We start from the raw sequence: 19,473 nt of genomic DNA on the forward strand, positions 1-19,473 counted from the left end.
CCCTCCTTGGCAGCTCAACCTCGGCATCACACACTAGGTGTAGCAACGCCGACAACGAAATGCCAACCGCTCCCCGTGTCAGTCGTCGTTAAGCAAGCGTATACTTCGCGCTCTTGCGAGCACTAGCTCGATGTACGCACAAGGTGAGTTATGAGCGAACAGGCCGTGTCATTTCGTTGGTTGCGCTGGATGGGCTTAGGCCTAGCAGGTATTACGCTGAGCGCTAGCGGCTCTTGGCTAACGCTAACCCCAGAGCTACCCGACATTTCCATATTGAAGGAAGTGCGTTACGAAACGCCGCTGCAAGTGCTTACCCGCGAAGGTAAAGTCATTAGCGAGTTCGGCGTTAAGCACACGGTGCCATTGACCTATGCACAGATTCCGAAAACCTTGGTTAATGCGTTTTTAGCAGCCGAAGATGACCAATTTTTCCAGCATGACGGCATCGACTACTCCAGCCTAGGCCGCGCCTTTGGCGAGCTCGTCACCAGCGGCAGCATTCGCTCTGGTGGCTCGACGATTACCATGCAGCTGGCGAAAAACTACTTCCTCACCAATGCCCGCACATTCAATCGCAAATTCACCGAAATTCTGCTCGCTAAACGCATCGAAGACTCGCTTACCAAGCAAGAGATTCTCGAGCTCTATCTCAATAAAATCTACTTAGGTCAGCGCGCCTATGGCATTGGTGCTGCCGCCAAAATTTATTATGGCAAGCCCGTCGCGCAGCTCACTGTCGCCGAAATGGCGATGATTGCCGGCCTGCCCAAAGCGCCATCGCGCTATAACCCAGTGGCCAATCCTGATCGCGCCATGGTCCGCCGCAACTGGATCATCGGTCGCATGCTTAAGCTCGGCTTCATCAATAAAGCCGACCACGACAAGGCGCTGAAAGCACCTGTCGGCCTGAACTACAAAAGTAGCTTGCAGGATGTCTCCGCGCCGTACTTGGCCGAAATGGTGCGTGAAGCGCTACTCGAGCGTTTCGGCGAAAAAGTCTATGACTCTGGCTATAAGGTCTACACCACCGTGGGTGTGAGCAATCAAGACGCCGCCAATAACGCCGTTATCAATGGCCTCTTAGCCTATGACCGTCGCCATGGCTGGCGCGGCGCCGAAGCGCGCGTAGACACTACACCGCTCAATACACTTTCACGCATCGGCACACTTGAACCCGCCGTTGTTTCAGCGGTAGCCAAGCAGTCCGCAACCGTCGAACTGCGCTCAGGCGAACGCGTGGTATTGAACTGGGATGCTATGCGCTGGGCGCGCCGCTATATCGACACCAATCGTTATAGCAACCTACCCACGACCGCCAGCCAAATCCTGAAAGTTGGCGACATTATTCGTCTTCAGCCCAATGGTAAAAGCTGGACTTTGGCGCAGATTCCACAAGTGCAGGGCCAGTTGATTGCTCTCAACCCTGAGACTGGCGCGATCGAAGCGCTGGTTGGCGGCTTTGACTACTCGCGCAGTAAATTTAACCGCTCAATACAAGGCCGGCGTCAGGCCGGCTCCATCATCAAGCCGTTTATTTATGCGAAAGCACTGGAGCGCGGCTATACGCCAGCGAGCTTGATTGACGATGCCCCACTCGATTTCGATGGCTGGCAACCGAGCAACTCTGACGGTAAATTCATGGGCCCGATCACGCTACGGCGCGCGCTCTACTTGTCCCGCAACTTGGTCTCGATCCGCCTACTGCAAGCCGTTGGCGTGTCGTCGGCGCGCAACTACATCAGCCGCTTTGGTATCGACCCAAAACATATGCCTAACAACCTAACGCTAGCGCTAGGCACAGGTGAAGTGTTGCCGGTACAAATGGCCACGGCTTTTGCCGCCATCGCCAACGGTGGCTTGCGCATCAACCCCTATTTCATCGAAAAAGTGGTCGACCGTTCAGGCAAAATTGTTTTCGAGGCCAACCCTCGTCGTGTTTGCCGCGAGTGCGAGATACCAACGGCCATCGTTGCCAGTGCACTTGAAACCAGTGGGGCTGCCGAAAACGAAGACGGCACCACGGTAATTCCAGCTGAAGCCGATGACAGCAGCGAAGCACCAATCAATAGCGAGCTGCAAATCGGCGGCCTCAGCACAACGCCTGCCGCAGACAAAAATCCCGCCTTACGTATCATGCGTCCGCGCGCAGCATGGCAGATGTACAACATCATGCAGGACGTGATTGTGCGCGGTACCGGGCGTGCAGCACTCAGCCTTGGCCGTAGCGATCTTGCCGGCAAAACCGGCACCACCGATGAGGCCAAAGACGCGTGGTTTGCTGGCTTTAACGGCAAGATGGTCGCAGTGAGCTGGGTCGGTTTCGATAAGCCTGCAAGCTTAGGTCGCAGTGAATACGGTGGCGTTGCCGCACTGCCAATCTGGCGTGAATACATGGCGACGGCTTTACGCGGCATGCCGATGAGCTTGCCGCCAGCACCACCAGGCTTAACAGCCATTACCATCGATCGCACGACAGGTCAGCGCACCGTAGACGACGACCCAAATGCGGTTAAGGAATGGTTCACTGATGAGCGTGTGCCGGCGATTCCTGAGCCGATACCCGTGCCGGTCGATCCGGCATCGGCAGAAGGTGCGACAGAGGGTGGCATCAGTGGTGCTATCAAGCGCCTACTCAATAGCGTGCCCTAAAACCTAGCTCAGCTCCTGCGGGTCGATGTCGATAGACCATCGTACCCGCCGCGCTTCGGGCGAGGCCTCAAGCCAAGCCACTACGCGCGACAAGGCCAAATGCAGCGGCTTGCGTTCAGTCGTTTTCAGCAATAAATGCCAGCGATGCATGCCGGCTTTGCGCGCCATTGGTGCCGGCATCGGCCCCCACGCTTGCACCAATGGCTCATCTTCGCGCAGCCAATGTGCGACATCACTCAGTAGCTCTTGCGGCGCGCTATCCTGCGGCGCTTCAGCGCGCAGCAGCGCCATACTCGCGGCTGGCGGCAAGCCCATCAGCTGGCGCTCATTAAGCAGAGTTTGTGCGCAGGCGTCATAGCCTTGGCTAAATAATTGCTGCAATAAAGGATGGTCGGGCTGATGCGTTTGTATCAACACGCGCCCAGGCTTTTCCGCACGCCCTGCTCGCCCTGAGACCTGCACCAACTGCTGCGCCAAGCGCTCGGGGCCACGAAAATCGGCGCTAAATAAACCGCCATCACAGTTGGGAATCACCACCAAAGTGACATTGGGGAAATGATGGCCTTTTGCCAACATTTGGGTGCCGACCAAAACCGCTGCCTCCGGCTTGGCTATGGCATTCATCAAGACATCGAAGCTGCCTTTTCGGCGCGTACTATCACGATCGACGCGATACACCGGCGTATTGGCGAAGTGCTGACTCAGGGCATCGGCCAAGCGCTCGGTGCCGACTCCGGCTGGGCGTAAATCACTGCTGCCACAATCGGGGCAATGCATGGGTGGCGGTCGCTCGCTGCCGCAATGGTGGCATTGCAGACGCATCGGCGCGCGATGCAAGGTTGGCTTGGCATCGCAGCGATCACAGCCGGCCTGCCAGCCACAGGCGTGACAAAGCATAACGGGAGCAAAGCCACGGCGGTTGAGGAAAACCAAAACTTGCTCACCACGCGCTAGCGTTTCAGTCATGGCCTCACGCGCCGCTGTGCATAGACCATCCGTCAAAATCTGGCCGCGCAAATCCACGCAGCGCACCAAAGGCGCTTTCGCTCCACCTGCTCGCAGCTTGAGCTCTAGGCGCTGATAACGCCCCGCATGAACATTGGCTAATGTCTCTAATGACGGCGTTGCCGAGCCCAAAACAATGGGAATGTTTTCGAGCTGTGCACGACGTATCGCCACATCGCGACCATGATAGCGAAAACCTTCCTGCTGCTTAAACGACAAGTCATGCTCTTCATCGATGACGATCAAGCCCGGCCGCGCCAACGGCGTAAACACAGCCGAGCGCGTGCCGATAATAATTCCCGCCAAACCCTCGCGCGCTTGTCGCCAAACTTGCATGCGTTCGCGATCACTTAAGCCAGAATGCAGCGCCAACACTGGGCAGCGAAAACGCGCCTGAAAACGCGCCACTGTTTGCGGCGTTAAACCAATTTCCGGCACTAGCACTAAAACCTGGCGACCACTGCGCAACACTTGAGCAATATGCTGCAAATACACTTCGGTTTTACCGCTGCCGGTGACGCCTTGTAAAAGCCAAACTCGAAAGCCATCCTCAGCTTTCCGTAGTGCATCGAAAGCAACAGCCTGCTCAGCATTAAGCCTAAGTTCAGCTTGAGCCAAGCCCAATGCCGGCCAAGCTGGCGTCGGTGCTTTTGCTGCATGTTCAGGCTGAAAACATTCGGCCAAACCCTTTTCACTCAAGGCCTTCAATGCTTCGCGCGCAATCTGCAGCGCCCGGCAGGTGGTTTCAGATAAACCTTGTGGATGCGCACTTAATAGCTGCAATGCAGCCAATTGTTTCGGCGCACGACTCAAGCCATCCTCGCTTAATGCTAGACCGCGCGCAGTAAGCCGCCAGCACGACTCAAGCGTGGCGCGCAAAGGCTCACCTTGGCGAATCAAGGCCGGCACCATTTGCGTAAGCGCATCGCCAATAGGATGCTGATAATAGCGCGCGGCCCATAGCGCTAACTGCCAAAGCTCCGCATTCAGAGCGGGTTCGCTATCAATGATCTCAAGCACAGCGCGCATTTTTGCTGCCGGCACATCGCTCTCTGCGGCCTCATGCAGCAGCCAGCCAATAACCTCGCGGCGGCCAAAGGGTGCTCGCACGCGCACACCCGGCGGCAGCTCGTGCACACCAGCAGGCAGGCGATAATCGAAGCCATGGCGCAGAGGCGATGGCAGGGCAAGATGAGCGATAGGCATGGCGCGCAGACTAGCACTCTGGCCAAGCTTGCAGCTAGCGCCTCTTCCTAGTACTTGCATGCAGCGCTTGGCTAAACATCGATCATCGCCTAGAATGCGCGTCCTTGTTGAGCTTGGCCGCAACGAAGCGATGTTTGCGGTGAGCCAAGAGAATGGCCTGTTGTCGTGCCTGTGCGTTTGCTTCAGCTGCCTGTAAAGGCAGATAAAAGCCCGTCAGGAGCGCGACACACCCTTAACCCGTTCCTTGATTTAGGTAAACATTATGCGTGCTGATATCCATCCAAAATACGAAGCAGTCAAAGCCACTTGCTCATGCGGCAATGTCTTTGAAACCCGTTCAACCTCGTGCAAAGACTTTCTGATCGACGTCTGCTCAGCTTGCCACCCGTTCTACACTGGCAAACAGAAAAACGTCGAAACTGGCGGTCGTATCGACAAGTTCAAACAACGCTTTGGCGGCGCCCGCAGCTTCAAGAAGTAAACTGCGGCTGCCACGCCCCGCGTGGATCAGAAAAAGGCGGGCACCTTCCAAGGGCTCGCCTTTTTTATTGCTACAATCGCCACGATTTTTAAGACTCGGATGCCTCAATGAAGCACGCGCTCGAAACGCTACTAGCAGCTGCCCTCGACACACTACGTCAAGACGGCCTATTGCCGGCCGATTTTCAGCCCACACTGCAGTTTGAGCGCACCCGCGATCCTGCACATGGCGACTGGGCTAGCAATATCGCGCTGATGTCGGCGAAAGCCGCAGGCAAACCACCACGCGTAATTGCTCAAGCCATCATTGATGCCCTACCCGCCAACGACGCAATTAGCCGCGTTGAGCTGGCAGGCCCTGGCTTTATCAACTTCTTTTTAAATGCCGGCAGCCGCTTTGCCGCCATCGAACACATTTTGAAAGACGCGCAAGCATATGGCTCGCCCAACATCGGCAATGGCCAACGCGTGCTGCTCGAATACGTCTCGGCAAACCCCACAGGCCCCATGCATGTCGGTCACGGTCGCGGCGCGGCTTATGGTTCTGCACTAGCAAGCTTGCTCCGTGCCACCGGTTATGTGGTCGATACCGAGTACTACGTGAATGACGCCGGCCGCCAAACCGACGTACTCGCAGTATCGGTGTATTTGCGTTACCTCGAGGCCTTAGGCGAGACCGTCGCTATTCCTTCGCGCGCTTATCCAGCCGAATACATTATCGAGTGCGCACAGGCTTTAGTCGCTCGCGATGGCCGTGCTTACTTCCTACCTTATGCCGAGCTAATGACCGGTGTTTTGCCCGATAGCGCTGATGATGGCGATGAAGCGAAAGCCATCAAAGAAGCGCATATCGACTCATTAATTGCACGCGTGCAGGAAGTTTTGGGCGCGGGCTATCGCACGCTGCAAGACTTCGCGCTCGACACTCAACTCGCCGCAATCAAAACTACTTTGGCGGCGTTTAATGTCTCTTTCGATGCGTGGTTCTCTGAGCGTAGCCTGGCCGAGAGCGGTGCTATTGACCTAGCCATTTCGCGCCTGCGTGAACGCGGCCATGTCTATGATATAAATGGCGCACTTTGGCTGCGCACCAGCGCTTTGGGCGATGAAAAAGATCGCTGCATGGTCCGTGACAACGGCGTCCACACTTACTTCGCCGCCGATGTCGCCTACCACTTAAATAAACTTGATCGTGGCTATGACGTGCTCATCGATGTCTGGGGCGCCGATCACCACGGCTATATCGCGCGTGTACGTGCGGCCATCGAAGCACTGACTGGCGAAGGCGATAAATTTGTCGTCGCGCTGATTCAGTTCGTCACTTTGTCATCGGGCCGGATGGGCAAACGCTCAGGCAATTTCGTCACGCTATCGCAGCTGATTGAAGAGGCCGGCAATGACGCCACGCGCTTCTTCTATCTGTCGCGCGCACCGGAACAACACCTCGAATTCGATATCGATTTAGCGCGCTCACAATCGGCCGAAAATCCGGTGTATTACTTGCAGTACGCGCACGCTCGCATCGCCAGCATTTTCCGCGAATGCGCTACCCGCGACTTGAGTTTCGACGCCGCTGCTGGCCTCTCCGCATTGCCATCACTCGCCGATGCTGGTCTCACCGAGCTGGTGAAACGCCTCGACGCCTGGCCCGATGCCGTCGCCAATGCGGCCCGCCAACAAGCACCGCATCAGCTCGCGTTTGCCTTGCGTGAACTCGCGCAAGAGTTCCATAGCTATTACAACACCAACAAAATGTTGGTCGATGACAGCTCGCTGCGTCACGCCCGCCTCACGGTGAGCCTAGCAGTGCAAAAAGTCTTAGCCCACGGCCTAGGCTTGCTTGGCGTGGCAGCACCGGAGCGAATGTAAACCTGTGGCCACCAACTCACGCCCACCAGCTTCAGGCGCCACTCGCAATGGCGCTAGCAAAAGCAAATCGTCCGCATCAAAGCGCCCGCAAGGTGCAGCGCGCAGAACAAAGCAGCAGCCACCGCGACGCCGCATGCCGCCTGGCCGTCTTATCCTATTTGTCTTGCTAGCAGGCCTACTTGGCTATGGCATTTGGACGCTACAGCATCGCCCCAGCGAAGAGGTTGAAGGTGTACCGGCTGCGCTTAGCAGCCTAGATGAGGCGCCACAACAGGCACCAGCAGCCAATACGCCCGCGAAAAAACCGGCTGAGCGTTTTGAGTTTTACGATATTTTGCCAAATCAGCGTGTGCTGCCATCACGCACGCCTGATGCTCGCAGTGCGCCACGACCACAGGCGAAAACTCCAGCGACTACGCCTGAAGCTAGCGAGCAGTCATCAACTCGATGGCTACAAGTCGGTGCATTTCGCAACGGCACACAGGCCAATGAGCGCTTAGCTGAGCTCAAATCTTTAAATATTCCCGCGCAACGCCAAAGTGGTTTCGATGCGCAAGGCAAACCGCTAGAACGTATTGTTGCCGGCCCATTTGATAGCGCACGTCATCTAGCTGATGCGCGCGCACGTTTGGCTACCGAAGGCCTCGATGCCATCCCCTTAAGCAGTCTGGGAGACAGCCAATGACAACTATTTTATGTGTACGCCGTGGCAACACTGTCGTACTCGGCGGCGACGGCCAAGTATCGCTTGGCAATACCGTGATGAAAGGCAACGCGCGTAAGGTCCGTCGCCTCTATAAAGATCAAGTAATTGCTGGATTTGCCGGCGGTACAGCAGATGCCTTCACTCTGTTTGAATACTTCGAAGCGAAACTGGAAAAGCATAGTGGGCATCTAGTGCGTGCCGCCGTTGAAATGGCAAAGGACTGGCGCACTGACCGCACACTGCGACGCCTCGAAGCATTACTCGCCGTTGCTGATCACAGCGCCTCACTCATCATCACCGGCAATGGCGATGTACTAGAGCCAGAGCACGGCATCATCAGCATTGGTTCCGGTGGCAACTTTGCCCTCGCCGCCGCTCGTGCCCTGATGGATCACAGCGAACTCGACGCCGAAGCCATTGTGCGCTACGGCCTGCAAACGGCTGGTGATATCTGTGTCTTCACCAATCATTCGCACACGCTAGAACGCTTGGATTATTAATCATGACTGCGATGACTCCGCGTGAAATTGTTCACGAATTAGACCTACACATTGTTGGCCAGCAAGCAGCTAAACGCGCCGTCGCATTAGCACTGCGTAACCGCTGGCGTCGTCTGCAATTGCCTGAAGCCATGCGCGCTGAAGTAACGCCAAAAAACATCTTGATGATAGGCCCAACCGGTGTTGGCAAAACCGAGATTGCTCGGCGTTTAGCGCGCTTGGCGCAGGCGCCATTCATCAAAGTCGAAGCGACAAAGTTCACCGAAGTTGGCTATGTCGGCCGTGATGTCGAAACCATTATTCGTGATTTGGCTGATATGGCGCTAAAGCTACAGCGCGAAATAGCTGTGGCCGATGTTGGCCAACGCGCCGATGAAGCCGCTGAAGAGCGCATCCTCGATGCTTTGCTCCCAGGCCCAAGCGGCAGCGAATGGCAGAAAGATGCAGCACCACCGCCCGATAGCGCCACCCGCCAGCTATTTCGCCGTCGTCTACGCGCTGGCGAGCTCAATGAGCAAAGCATTGAGATTGAGCTCAGCCAAGCCGCGCCAAGCGTAGATATGATGACGCCGCCGGGCATGGAAGACATGGGCAATCAATTGCAGAAAATGTTTTCCGGTCTTGGCGGGGCGAAGAAAAAAACTCAACGCCTAAGCATTGCCGAAGCCTATAAGCGCGTGCGTGAAGAGGAAGCTGGCAAGCTCGTCAATGAAGACGATTTGAAAGCAAAAGCCCTGCACTCGGTGGAGCAGCAAGGCATCGTTTTCATTGATGAAATAGACAAAGTTTGCCGCCGTGGTGACAGCCAAGGTGCTGATGTCTCGCGCGATGGCGTGCAGCGTGACTTGCTACCGCTCATCGAAGGCTGCAGCGTAAACACCAAATATGGCATCGTAAAAACTGATCATATTTTGTTTATCTGCTCCGGCGCATTTCACCTCGCCAAGCCATCAGACTTGATTCCCGAGCTACAAGGCCGCCTGCCCGTTCGTGTGGAATTAAGCGCGCTAACACCAGCTGACTTCGAGCGCATTTTAACTGAGCCGCATTGCTCGCTGACTGAGCAATATATTGCGCTACTGGGCACTGAAGGCCTGAAGCTAGAGTTCGCTGCGGAAGCCATTGCCGAGCTGGCGAAGGTTGCATGGCAGGTCAATGAGCGTACCGAAAATATTGGTGCGCGGCGTTTGCATACGGTGCTGGAACGTTTACTTGAAGGCATTGCTTTCGATGCTGCCGACTTAGCTCTGAAGCAGGCTGGCGCAACACTGATCATTAGCGCAGAAGATGTCACCAAGCATCTCGGCGCCTTGGTTGAAGACGATGATCTGAGCCGGTTCATTTTGTAACACCCGGCTGCTTAACTAGAAAGACTGCAACGTCTGCATGATCGCGGGCGTACGACGAGAGACCAAGACCATGAACGCTGCCGTGAAATTACCCACTCAGGGTACTCCAGACACCAATACCCGCATTCGTGCTGGCATTGGCCGCTATCGCATCTGGAGTCGTCATGGCAATGCTGCATTGGCCGCCCAAGTGCTCGCCGTGCAAGCGCTGCAAACTGCGCGCCTACGCCGCACACACCACAGCTTATTGGCCGATAAACGCTTTGCGCCAATCACCGAGTTTTTCCTCAACGACATCTACACCGGTCTTGAGCTCGATGAATTAGCCCGCGAAATCGAAAAAGCCCTACCTGTGGCCACACGCCTGCTTCCCGACTCAGTCATGCGCACCGCGGCGATTGCCGTTGAAGCTAATGCGCTCACCGGCGAGCTTGATGAAGCGGTGGCGCAAGACTTACTCACTCACGGTGTTGACGCACCCACAGATGTCGACTTGATCGCCAGCTATCGCCGCCTAGACCAAATTGAAGCACGCCACACGCAAATGCATTTGCTGCGCGAACTCGGCCTAGGCCTTGACCGCTATGTGCGCTCACGCTTGATTACCGCCACCTTTAAAATGTCCAAAGGCCCGGCACATATGGCTGGCCTCGCTGGCCTCTACGACTTCATGGGCACCGGCTTTGCTGTGATGAAGCCAATGAAGTCCGTGGCCGGCTTTTTGGATGTGTTCTTGGGCCGCGAAACGCGTATCCTCGACAGGCTCGCGCAAGGCGCCAGCGACCCTTTTGCAGTAGACGATGACGAGCCCTCGGCATGACAAAACGACCTTCATTACCCCCCGTTAATGGCCCGCTAGTTGGCGGCGCTGCCACCGGAGAGCAAACTCACTTTGGCTATAAAACCGTAGCTGCCAGTGAAAAAGCTGGCAAAGTTGCCGAGGTTTTTCACTCGGTTGCAGCCAAATACGACGTCATGAATGATCTGATGTCTTTGGGCATTCATCGCCTGTGGAAGCGTTTTGCTATTGAGCTTTCTGGGGTGCGCCCGGGGCAACGCGTGCTCGATATTGCCGGCGGTACCGGCGATTTAGCCAAAGCATTTTCGCGCGAAGTTGGCGCTAACGGCCACGTCATTTTGGCCGACATCAACTCCTCTATGCTGCAAGTTGGCCGCGACCGCCTCCTCGATCAGGGTGTGCACGGTAATATGGGTTTTGTCCAAGCCAATGCCGAGTGCCTGCCGTTTGAGCCGGGCAGTTTTGACCTCATCACCATCGCTTTTGGCCTGCGCAATGTCACCGACAAAAACGCCGCCTTACGCTCGATGTATCAAAGCTTAAAGCCCGGCGGCCGCTTATTGATCTTGGAATTCTCCAAGCCAATTTTCGAACCCTTGGCGAAGATTTACGACGCTTATTCATTCAGCTTGCTGCCGGCCATGGGCAAGCTCGTCGCTAACGACTCCGAAAGCTATCGCTACTTGGCCGAGAGCATTCGCATGCATCCCGACCAAGACACGCTGAAAGACATGATGGTCGAGGCCGGTTTCGAGCGTTGCGACTATCACAATCTCACCGGCGGCATTGTCGCCCTGCATCGCGGCTTCCGCTTTTAAGCGCCCGCACAGGACAGCCCATGCCATCGCTCCCTATAGTCTTAGCCCTGCGCGGCGTTGAAACGCTGGTCAATCGCGCACTGCAATACGACCCCGCTACGCGTCTGCGTCTGCGCGAGCTCAGCGGTAAATCGATTTATGTCGAGACTGAATCGCCGCGCTTTAGTGTCATGTTGCGCATTCAGGATGAGCGTATTCGCTTGCTGCCAGAATCGACCGAACGCCCACACGCCACCATCGAAGCGCAAACCGGCGCACTGCTGAAACTGGCCTTGTCGCGCGAATTGCAATTGATTGGCGGGCCGCTGCGCGTGCATGGCCAAGTGCAGCTCATTGAGCAACTCCATGGTATTGCTAAGCAGCTCGATATTGACTGGGAAGAACCGCTGAGCATGCTCTTTGGTGACAGTGCTGCACACGAAGTTGGCCGCCATGTCCGAGGCCTTTTTGGCTTCGCACAAAAAGCCGCAAAAACCTTTTTGCTCAATAGCCGCGAGTATCTGCAAGAAGAGCGCGAAGTCTTGCCGGTGCGCTGGGAAATCGACGAATTTGTTAGCGACTGCGATGATCTGCGCGCCGACAGCGAACGCTTAGAAGCTCGCCTTAAACGCGTGCAACAACGCCTGAGCAAACTGCAAGGATCAACGACATGATGCGCCACTTGCCACGTTTATTGGTGCTGTGGAGCGTATTTGCGCGCTATCGCCTCGATACCCTATTGCCGCCACCGCCGAGTCTGTTGGCGCACTTAGCCATCATCGCGTTCCGCCTACATCCAGCCTGGTGGTTTGCAGGAGCTCAGGCGCAGCAACCTGAGCGCATTCGCCTCGCCTTTGAAGAACTTGGCCCGCTATTTATTAAGCTCGGTCAACTGATCTCGACACGTCGTGATTTATTGCCGCCGGCCGTGCTCGACGAGCTCACCAAGCTGCAAGAAAATGTGCCGCCATTCGCTGTGATTGAGGCCAAAGCCATTGTTGAGCGCGAACTAGGCCTGTCCTTAAACGAGGCCTTTGCTCGCTTTGATGATGAACCGCTGGCAGCTGCATCCATTGCCCAAGTTCATACTGCCGCGCTGCGTGATGGCCGCGAAGTCATCGTCAAAATATTGCGCCCCGGCGTCGCCGATCGCATTCGCACCGATATGGCCTTGCTAAAGTCATTAGCCGAAATTGCCGAGCGCCGACTCGACCTGCGCGTGATTCCACTAACGCGCATCGTCAACGATTACGAACGCACCCTGCTCGATGAAACCGATCTCGCACTTGAGGCCGATAACACGCGGCAATTGCGCGCCAATTTTGTTAATTCGCCGCTGTTTTATGTGCCCGAAATTTACGAGGCCAATGGCAGCCGCGAGATCATGATCGCCGAGCGCATCGAAGGCGTGCCGATTAATGACCACGCAACATTCGACCGTTTAGGCATCGATCGCGAACGCTTGGCAGAAAAAGGCTTAACCATCTTTTTCACGCAAGTATTTCGCGACAACTTTTTTCATGCCGACATGCACCCCGGCAATGTCTATGTTGAAACCGCCAACCCCAGCGACCCGCGATTTATCGGTCTGGATTGCGCCATCGTCGGTACTTTGCCTAGCGAAGACCAGCTCACCATCGCGCAGATTTTACTGAGCTTAATTCAACGTGACTTCGGACAACTGGTGCGCGTAGCGGCAACTGCCGGCTGGATTCCTGCTGGCGCACCGCTGGATGTCATCAGCCGTGAAGTTCGCCGCTTAGTAGAGCCGGTGCTGAGCAAGCCCATCGACCAAGTGCAACTTGCGCCGATTTTGGCGGGCCTACTCGACATGTCACGCGTGCATGGCCTACACATTCCGCCTCAGCTGGTGCTACTGCTGAAGACGCTGATTCATGTCGAAGGCCTAGGCCGTGAGCTTTATCCGGCACTTGATATTTGGTCTCTAGCCAAGCCGCTTTTGACGCAATGGATGAACGACCGTATCGGCCCGAAAGCTCTGCTCAAGCGCGTGAAAGAAGACACGCCGATCTTACTCGCCGGCCTACCCGAATTACCCCAACTCATTTTCGATGCGCTCAGCCAGCAACGCCTGCAAGGCCAATGGCAGCGTCGCCAGCTCGATGCGCTCACCGCATTGCAGGCCGACTTGCGCGTAGGTCGTCGGCAAGATTTCATTGCCTGGTTCGGCGTTATCGGTGGCGGCTTGATGGCCTTAGCCAGTGCCGATGCCCTGCCGTGGTCAGCACCACCAGCGCTGCTAGGTTGGAGCATTGCTGTTATCGTAGTCAGCGCGCTCTGGCGTGTAACTCGCGCCTAATTTGCCGTGGAGGCTAGTATGTCTTGGCTAGATGATGTGAAGTTCGATAGCGATGGCCTGATTCCTGCCATCGCGCAAGACCATCAAAGTGGCCGTATCCTCATGGTCGCTTGGATGAATCGCGAAGCCTTGGCGCTAACCGTCGCCGAGCAGCGTGCGATTTATTGGTCACGCTCGCGCGCTAAACTCTGGCGCAAAGGCGAAGAGTCTGGCCACGTGCAAAAGCTCATTGAACTGCGTCTAGATTGCGATGCCGATGTCATCACTATGCAAGTTGAGCAAATCGGCGGCATGGCCTGCCACACTGGCCGCGAATCCTGCTTCTATCGCCGGCTACACGATGGCCAATGGCAAACCGTAGACCCCGTGCTGAAATCACCGGACGAGATTTACTCATGAGCGATTCTGACAAAAATCATGTGCTACGCGAACTCGCGCTAGTCTTGGCTGAGCGCAAAAAGGCTAGCCCTGAGAGCTCCTACGTTGCCAGCCTGCACCATAAGGGCCTAAACAAAATTCTCGAGAAAGTCGGCGAAGAATGCACTGAGACCATCATTGCCGCAAAAGACGCTGAGCGCAGCGGATCACTCGATGAGCTAGTCTCCGAGACTGCCGATTTATGGTTTCACTCATTGGTCATGCTCAGCCATTTAGGCGGCCATCCCGATCAAATTTTAGCGGAGCTAGCACGACGTTTCGGCCTGTCCGGCCATGACGAAAAGGCTAGCCGCGACACCCCTTAATAATTTTAGCAAATGGAAATGGCGCGCTAGCGCGAGGAGATATCAATGTTATCTGGACTGTCACTACCACATATTTTGCTGCTGCTGGTTATTGTCGTGCTGCTCTTTGGCACCAGCAAATTAAAAAACTTAGGCAAGGATCTAGGCGGCGCTATTAAAGGCTTTAAAGAGTCGATGAGCGGAGACGACGAGGCAAAAGCAAAAGCGCCGGAGCAGAAAGTCACGCATCAGCCTCAGGACCAAGTGCCGCCAAGCGATATCAAAGCTAATGAGCCCAGCTCACACGAACGCAAAGACAGCTAGCACCCAACGAGACGCGCGCCATGTTTGATGTCGGCTTTAGCGAATTATTTGTCCTCGCGATCATCGCGCTAGTGGTGCTTGGGCCTGAGAAACTACCGCATGCCGCGCGTATGGCCGGCGCTTGGATTGGCCGCATTCGTCGCACCATTATCAATGTCCAAGCGGACATCGAAAACGAAGTCGCTAGCTCTGAAATGCGTGAGCGGATTCGTAAAGAAATGGCCAAGGCCGAGGCCGCAAAGCAGCAATTGAGCACTGATATTATGCAAAGCTTGAACGCTCCAGCGCCTGCTGCCGAAAGCACAACCGATGCTGATGAATCTAGCACGGTAAAAATCAGCGATAATCAGCCGCAGGGCAAGCCCAATGACTGAGCAGACTTCTCCCGAAATCCCTAGCGGCGAAATGCCCTTAGTCGCGCATCTCATCGAATTACGCACACGACTATTGCGCATCATCATTCTGCTCATCGTGGTGTTTTTCAGCTTGGTGTATTTCGCCAACGATATTTACGCCTGGCTATCAGCGCCGCTGCGCGCACTACTGCCCATCGGCAGTACGATGATCGCCACCGATGTCACTTCGCCATTCATGGCGCCATTTAAGCTGACATTTTTTGTCGCGCTGTTTGCCAGCGTGCCCTATATTTTATTTCAGCTCTGGGGCTTTATTGCACCGGCGCTTTATCAACGCGAACGCCGCATTGCCATCCCTTTAGTGTTCAGCAGTGTCGTGCTGTTTTACGCCGGCATCGCCTTCGCCTACTTCATCACGCTGCCGGCCATCCTCGGCTTCTTCACCCGCATCGGCCCTGAAGATGTCGCCATCATGACCGACATCAATCTCTATTTAGACTTCGCACTAAAGCTATTTTTAGTCTTCGGCGTCACCTTTGAGATTCCCATCGCCGTGCTCGTGCTAATAGCCGCCGGCGTAGTCAGCAGCGCATCTCTTGCCGAAAAGCGTCGCTACATCATTGTCGGCTGCTTTGCCGTCTCGATGTTCTTGACGCCACCGGATGCATTATCGATGACCATGCTCGCCGTACCCATGTGGTTGCTGTTTGAAGCAGGCTTATTTTTCGGCAGCATCCTAGAGCGCCAACGAAAAAGCCACGCTAGCGAATAGCCCAGCGCGGCTTAGTCTCACAACATCATCTAAATCTAATGCTGATGCGCGTGGCTCATGCCCATCCGCATCAGTAAGTCCCGCGCCAACGGATTACCATCCATGTCCGCTAAATCAGCCTGATCAATCAGCTGACTTGCCACCAACGCCTTCACTGGTGCATCCCATTGCCGCACAGGCTTAGCAGTACCGCCACACGCTAGGCTAAATGGCTGTTTCGGAGACTTCAGCAGACGCTCAAACTCGGCCGCTTGAGGCGCGCGAGCCAACTCCAAAGGATGCGTAAAGCTCACCCCTTGCTTGATGTCTTGCGCCCAAAAAAGCACTTGCTGAATACGCCCTTGCGTTGATGCCCGCCACTGCCAAAGCTGACCTGGCGCCTGCATAGCGACATGCCTATTTTTCGCATGACTCCAGCGTGTCACTGCAAATACGGGTGGCAACGACCCACAGTATCCAGCGTCGGCAATCACTTCATATTCCACCCAACGCTGTGCATGAGCCGGTGCCATAAAGGCACCGGCCACAGACAACGCCAGCACGATCTGGCGAACCCTCATTACTTCACCATACTGCTGAGAAGTGGGTGTGCGTCAGCCATGACATGGAAAATATAACTTTGCTCTACCACTCCTCGGAATAAATGTGCGCCTGGACCTTTGGCAAAAATCATCACATCCTCACCGGCATGAGTCTCAGCCGATGTCGGCACTAAAGCCTCTTGGTGATAGTTCATGTCTTTGGTATTGACGCTTGTGAGGTCGGCACGAGGATTGCTTAACGAGCCAGGCGTCATATCGGTTTTACTTGTTTTAGCACCATAGATGTCTTCACCAGCTACGCCCGCAGCAAAGCCTAAACCGTTGGCATAAAGCAGCGTGGTGTAGGGCTTACCTAGCAAATCAACAGCATCGCTGGTTTCAACATCGCCAGTGGCGCCATTAGCTTCACGCGTCAGACCTAAGATGGGGTTGTTACGAATTGGGTAACCACCAATCGTCAATGTGTGGCTATGGTCAGCAGTAACCACAATCAATGTATCGCTATCATTGGTTAATTCATCGGCCTTTTTGATAGCCGCATCAAATGCCTGCGAATCCTTCAATGCGCGATAAGCGTTACCTGCATGGTGTGCATGATCGATGCGACCTGCCTCAACCATTAAGAAGTAGCCCTTTTGGTTCTTACTCAAAATACTAATGGCTTTGCTGGTCATATCAGCCAGTGATGGCTCACCCTGAGGCGACGCATCATTTTTACGATCAGCCTCAAAGTCCATGTGTGACGCATTAAATAAACCTAATACATGGTTAGTCGCTGCGGCATTCAAAGCATCAAACTGAGCTTTAGTTTGGACTACGGCCCCGCCCATGTTTGCAGGGTGCTTAGCCAACCACTCTGCTGTTAAGTCACGTCCGTCATTACGACGGCCAAAGCTACCCTCAATATCCTTAATTGTTTTAGGTAAAAAAGCGCGGCGACCACCGCCCATCGCAACCTCTAAACCATCACCAACAGGAAAGTTAATCAACTGCGAGGCTATGTCCGTACAACCAGTAGCAGCAACAGCATTAGCAGCTACTAAGTCGGCAAGATCTCGATCGCTCTCGGCATCTCGGTTAGGAATATGACTATAAACCGCTGCTGGCGTGGCATGAGTCAAGCGTGCAGTCGAAACCACTCCAGTCGACATGCCTTGCGTTTCGGCAAGCTCTGCAATAGTGGCTAATTTACGCGAATCAGCGCAGCCATCGGCGGCGTTTTTCTTTATTGCGCCGGTAACAGACAAATAGCCTTCTTTGGTTTTAACACCAGTGACCATTGCAGTCATGGTAGGAGCCGAATCAGCTGTTTGTTGATTCACTGAATAAGTACGCGATAACGCCAAGTACGGCAGTGACTCCATGTACAAAGTGTTCGACTCGCCATCTTTGTTTTGTTCTTGGCCATCAAAAATACGTGCGGCGGTGAGTGTTGAAATACCGAAGCCATCCCCGACAAATAAAATCACGTTTTTCGCTTTGCCACTGGCAATAGCCTGACGCGCCTGCTCTTCACTCAAGCGCTGCTGACCGCGCGCACTGAAGTAAGTTACGTCGGCCTTATTCACTGCCAACATACTAGGCACATCAGCTACTGCTGAAGAACCACCACAAGCTTGTAACAATGCCATTGTTGATGCCGCTAATACTCCAGCGGCAATTATTTTCATCTTCATCAGTCTGCTCCTATGGATTATGGTCGCGCGCCCGATGGCGCACTGAAATAACTCATAGATAGTCACAACCCCAAGTGACGCGGCCATGACGCCCAGATGACGCTTTCAATTTTCTCCTAGCAACGCTGCCTATTGCTCAGTAGAGCGCGCTCGCATTCCGGTGTATGGTGTATTGCTTCGTTAAACCAACACTATTGATAATCATGATTTCCGCCGCACTACGCTCACAACTCAATGCCCTCATCGCCACGCCTAGCGTGAGCTCGACTGACGCCTCGATCGACCAAGGTAATCGCGCAGTCATCGATCTGATTGCCGAATGGGCAACAGCGCTCGGCTTTCGTTGCGAAATCATGCCGGTGTCACCGGGCAAGGCCAATTTACTCGCCACCCTTGGCGAAGGCCCTGGTGGCTTGGTGTTTTCTGGCCATACCGACACCGTGCCGTTTGACTCTAACGGCTGGCATAACGACCCCTTCGAATTGACTGAGCGCGATGGCCGTTTATATGGCCTCGGCAGCGCCGACATGAAAGGCTTTTTCCCGCTTGCTTTAGCCGCCGCCGATGAAGCCGTGGCTCACATTCGCGCCGGCAAAACTTTAGCCGCACCGCTGATTATTTTGGCCACTTGCGACGAAGAAACTAGCATGGCCGGCGCCCGCGCCTTGGTCGATGCCGGCAAACCAAAAGCCCGCTACGCAGTGATCGGCGAGCCCACTAGCATGCGTCCACTGCGCATGCACAAAGGCGCGATGATGGAGCGCATCTTCATTGAAGGCCAAAGCGGCCATTCCAGTGATCCAAGCCTCGGTCGCAATGCGCTTGATGCTATGCATGCCGTCATTGGCGAGCTCATTGCCTACCGTGAGCAACTCGCCAGCCGGTATCACAACGCGCTATTTACCGTGCCTACACCAACGCTAAACTTGGGCTGTATTCACGGAGGCGATAACCCTAATCGCATCTGCGCAAGCTGCGAACTGCAATACGATTTACGCCCGCTTCCCGGCATGGACATGGCCGAGTTGCGCGCAGACATCAATATGCGTTTGCTGCCACTGGCCGAACGCTTCAACGTTAGCATTCGCAATGAGCCGCTTTTTGCCGGCACACCCGCGCTCGAAACTCCTGCTGAATCACCATTGGTGCAAGCGCTGGAGCAGCTCACGAACTACCCAGCCGGCGCTGCTGCTTTTGGCACCGAAGGCCCGTATTTACAGGCCTTGGGCATGGATGCACTGATTTTTGGCCCTGGAAATATCGACGTTGCGCATCAGCCCAATGAATATGTTGAACTAGCCAATCTCAACCCAACAATTAATATCTTACGCGGCTTAGTAAAACGCTTTTGCTTAGCGCACTAATCGGCTTATACAATCGCTTCTTAACTTAACATCACGG

The 19,473-nt window shown here is 55.0% G+C and carries 16 protein-coding genes and 2 pseudogenes; 15 read left to right on the forward strand and 3 right to left on the reverse strand.

The genetic code is table 11. From position 1 onward, the window contains the following. Window positions 1-150: 150 nt before the first annotated feature. Window positions 151-2,649 (forward strand): penicillin-binding protein 1A, encoded by a 2,499-nt coding sequence (locus tag ACFQ0F_RS07810; protein ID WP_340675483.1) that lies wholly within the window; start codon window positions 151-153, stop codon window positions 2,647-2,649. Window positions 2,650-2,652: 3 nt separating this feature from the next. Here the strand turns inward: ACFQ0F_RS07810 and ACFQ0F_RS07815 are convergent, their stop codons facing one another. Continuing rightward, window positions 2,653-4,920, reverse strand: coding sequence for a primosomal protein N' (locus tag ACFQ0F_RS07815; protein ID WP_379070860.1), 2,268 nt, complete (start codon window positions 4,918-4,920; stop codon window positions 2,653-2,655). 202 nt (window positions 4,921-5,122) lie between these two features. On the opposite strand from ACFQ0F_RS07815, the gene rpmE reads away from it, so the two are divergent. From rpmE to tatC, 13 genes and pseudogenes are all read left to right on the forward strand, one after another. Further along, window positions 5,123-5,341: a 50S ribosomal protein L31 gene (gene rpmE / locus ACFQ0F_RS07820; RefSeq protein WP_340675481.1), complete on the forward strand. Its 219-nt coding sequence runs from the start codon at window positions 5,123-5,125 to the stop codon at window positions 5,339-5,341. Between the two features lie 107 nt (window positions 5,342-5,448). Beyond that, the gene (gene argS / locus ACFQ0F_RS07825) at window positions 5,449-7,209 is read left to right on the forward strand and encodes an arginine--tRNA ligase (RefSeq protein WP_379070863.1); all 1,761 of its coding nucleotides are present in this window, start codon (window positions 5,449-5,451) and stop codon (window positions 7,207-7,209) included. Between the two features lie 133 nt (window positions 7,210-7,342). After that, window positions 7,343-7,894, forward strand: a complete 552-nt coding sequence (locus tag ACFQ0F_RS07830) for an SPOR domain-containing protein (RefSeq protein WP_379070866.1) — start codon at window positions 7,343-7,345, stop codon at window positions 7,892-7,894. Then, on the forward strand, window positions 7,891-8,415 hold the full coding sequence (gene hslV, locus ACFQ0F_RS07835; protein WP_340675478.1) for an ATP-dependent protease subunit HslV: 525 nt from the start codon (window positions 7,891-7,893) through the stop codon (window positions 8,413-8,415). Before ACFQ0F_RS07830 ends, hslV begins: the two co-directional genes overlap by 4 nt. A gap of 2 nt (window positions 8,416-8,417) precedes the next feature. Beyond that, window positions 8,418-9,764, forward strand: coding sequence for an ATP-dependent protease ATPase subunit HslU (hslU, locus tag ACFQ0F_RS07840; RefSeq protein ID WP_340675477.1), 1,347 nt, complete (start codon window positions 8,418-8,420; stop codon window positions 9,762-9,764). Between the two features lie 70 nt (window positions 9,765-9,834). Continuing rightward, a complete protein-coding gene (locus tag ACFQ0F_RS07845) occupies window positions 9,835-10,584 on the forward strand; it encodes an FFLEELY motif protein (RefSeq protein WP_340675476.1) in 750 nt (249 codons plus the stop codon). A 56-nt stretch (window positions 10,585-10,640) separates the two neighbouring features. Further along, a pseudogene (gene ubiE / locus ACFQ0F_RS07850) lies at window positions 10,641-11,381 on the forward strand (bifunctional demethylmenaquinone methyltransferase/2-methoxy-6-polyprenyl-1,4-benzoquinol methylase UbiE); the annotation flags it as partial. Window positions 11,382-11,401: 20 nt separating this feature from the next. Beyond that, entirely contained in the window at window positions 11,402-12,034 is a 633-nt protein-coding gene (locus tag ACFQ0F_RS07855; protein ID WP_340675475.1) for a ubiquinone biosynthesis accessory factor UbiJ, read from the forward strand. Then, window positions 12,031-13,680, forward strand: a complete 1,650-nt coding sequence (locus tag ACFQ0F_RS07860; protein ID WP_340675474.1) for an AarF/UbiB family protein — start codon at window positions 12,031-12,033, stop codon at window positions 13,678-13,680. The genes ACFQ0F_RS07855 and ACFQ0F_RS07860 overlap by 4 nt, the downstream gene beginning before the upstream one ends. 18 nt (window positions 13,681-13,698) lie before the next feature. Beyond that, window positions 13,699-14,423 (forward strand): annotated as a pseudogene (gene hisIE, locus ACFQ0F_RS11720) (bifunctional phosphoribosyl-AMP cyclohydrolase/phosphoribosyl-ATP diphosphatase HisIE). 45 nt (window positions 14,424-14,468) lie between these two features. Further along, window positions 14,469-14,726, forward strand: a complete 258-nt coding sequence (gene tatA / locus ACFQ0F_RS07875) for a twin-arginine translocase TatA/TatE family subunit (protein ID WP_340675471.1) — start codon at window positions 14,469-14,471, stop codon at window positions 14,724-14,726. 20 nt (window positions 14,727-14,746) lie between these two features. After that, the gene (tatB, locus tag ACFQ0F_RS07880; RefSeq protein ID WP_340675470.1) at window positions 14,747-15,100 is read left to right on the forward strand and encodes a Sec-independent protein translocase protein TatB; all 354 of its coding nucleotides are present in this window, start codon (window positions 14,747-14,749) and stop codon (window positions 15,098-15,100) included. Further along, window positions 15,093-15,854, forward strand: coding sequence for a twin-arginine translocase subunit TatC (tatC, locus tag ACFQ0F_RS07885; protein ID WP_379070874.1), 762 nt, complete (start codon window positions 15,093-15,095; stop codon window positions 15,852-15,854). Before tatB ends, tatC begins: the two co-directional genes overlap by 8 nt. A gap of 35 nt (window positions 15,855-15,889) precedes the next feature. On the opposite strand, the gene ACFQ0F_RS07890 is transcribed toward tatC, so the two are convergent. Both ACFQ0F_RS07890 and ACFQ0F_RS07895 read right to left on the reverse strand, forming a co-directional pair. Next, window positions 15,890-16,414 carry a hypothetical protein gene (locus ACFQ0F_RS07890; protein WP_379070877.1) on the reverse strand — a complete coding sequence of 175 codons (525 nt, stop codon included), beginning with the start codon at window positions 16,412-16,414 and terminating at the stop codon, window positions 15,890-15,892. Beyond that, a complete protein-coding gene (locus tag ACFQ0F_RS07895; protein ID WP_379070880.1) occupies window positions 16,414-18,072 on the reverse strand; it encodes an alkaline phosphatase in 1,659 nt (552 codons plus the stop codon). Before ACFQ0F_RS07895 ends, ACFQ0F_RS07890 begins: the two co-directional genes overlap by 1 nt. 203 nt (window positions 18,073-18,275) lie before the next feature. Between ACFQ0F_RS07895 and argE the strand changes: the two genes are divergently transcribed. After that, on the forward strand, window positions 18,276-19,436 hold the full coding sequence (argE, locus tag ACFQ0F_RS07900; RefSeq protein WP_340675466.1) for an acetylornithine deacetylase: 1,161 nt from the start codon (window positions 18,276-18,278) through the stop codon (window positions 19,434-19,436). Window positions 19,437-19,473 lie beyond the last annotated feature (37 nt).

Origin of the sequence: Paraperlucidibaca wandonensis (assembly GCF_042677145.1) — a bacterium.
GTDB lineage: Bacteria > Pseudomonadota > Gammaproteobacteria > Pseudomonadales > Moraxellaceae > Perlucidibaca > Perlucidibaca wandonensis.

Excerpts from the sequence above, each read along its gene's own strand:
- hslV (WP_340675478.1), top strand. The coding sequence starts at position 7,891 with ATGACAACTATTTTATGTGTACGCCGTGGCAACACTGTCGTACTCGGC.
- ACFQ0F_RS07895 (WP_379070880.1), bottom strand. The coding sequence starts at position 18,072 with ATGAAGATGAAAATAATTGCCGCTGGAGTATTAGCGGCATCAACAATG.
- ACFQ0F_RS07830 (WP_379070866.1), top strand. The coding sequence starts at position 7,343 with ATGCCGCCTGGCCGTCTTATCCTATTTGTCTTGCTAGCAGGCCTACTT.
- tatA (WP_340675471.1), top strand. The coding sequence starts at position 14,469 with ATGTTATCTGGACTGTCACTACCACATATTTTGCTGCTGCTGGTTATT.
- argE (WP_340675466.1), top strand. The coding sequence starts at position 18,276 with ATGATTTCCGCCGCACTACGCTCACAACTCAATGCCCTCATCGCCACG.
- ACFQ0F_RS07890 (WP_379070877.1), bottom strand. The coding sequence starts at position 16,414 with ATGAGGGTTCGCCAGATCGTGCTGGCGTTGTCTGTGGCCGGTGCCTTT.
- tatC (WP_379070874.1), top strand. The coding sequence starts at position 15,093 with ATGACTGAGCAGACTTCTCCCGAAATCCCTAGCGGCGAAATGCCCTTA.
- ACFQ0F_RS07860 (WP_340675474.1), top strand. The coding sequence starts at position 12,031 with ATGATGCGCCACTTGCCACGTTTATTGGTGCTGTGGAGCGTATTTGCG.
- ACFQ0F_RS07855 (WP_340675475.1), top strand. The coding sequence starts at position 11,402 with ATGCCATCGCTCCCTATAGTCTTAGCCCTGCGCGGCGTTGAAACGCTG.
- ACFQ0F_RS07815 (WP_379070860.1), bottom strand. The coding sequence starts at position 4,920 with ATGCAAGTACTAGGAAGAGGCGCTAGCTGCAAGCTTGGCCAGAGTGCT.
- rpmE (WP_340675481.1), top strand. The coding sequence starts at position 5,123 with ATGCGTGCTGATATCCATCCAAAATACGAAGCAGTCAAAGCCACTTGC.
- ACFQ0F_RS07810 (WP_340675483.1), top strand. The coding sequence starts at position 151 with ATGAGCGAACAGGCCGTGTCATTTCGTTGGTTGCGCTGGATGGGCTTA.
- ACFQ0F_RS07845 (WP_340675476.1), top strand. The coding sequence starts at position 9,835 with ATGAACGCTGCCGTGAAATTACCCACTCAGGGTACTCCAGACACCAAT.
- hslU (WP_340675477.1), top strand. The coding sequence starts at position 8,418 with ATGACTGCGATGACTCCGCGTGAAATTGTTCACGAATTAGACCTACAC.
- argS (WP_379070863.1), top strand. The coding sequence starts at position 5,449 with ATGAAGCACGCGCTCGAAACGCTACTAGCAGCTGCCCTCGACACACTA.
- tatB (WP_340675470.1), top strand. The coding sequence starts at position 14,747 with ATGTTTGATGTCGGCTTTAGCGAATTATTTGTCCTCGCGATCATCGCG.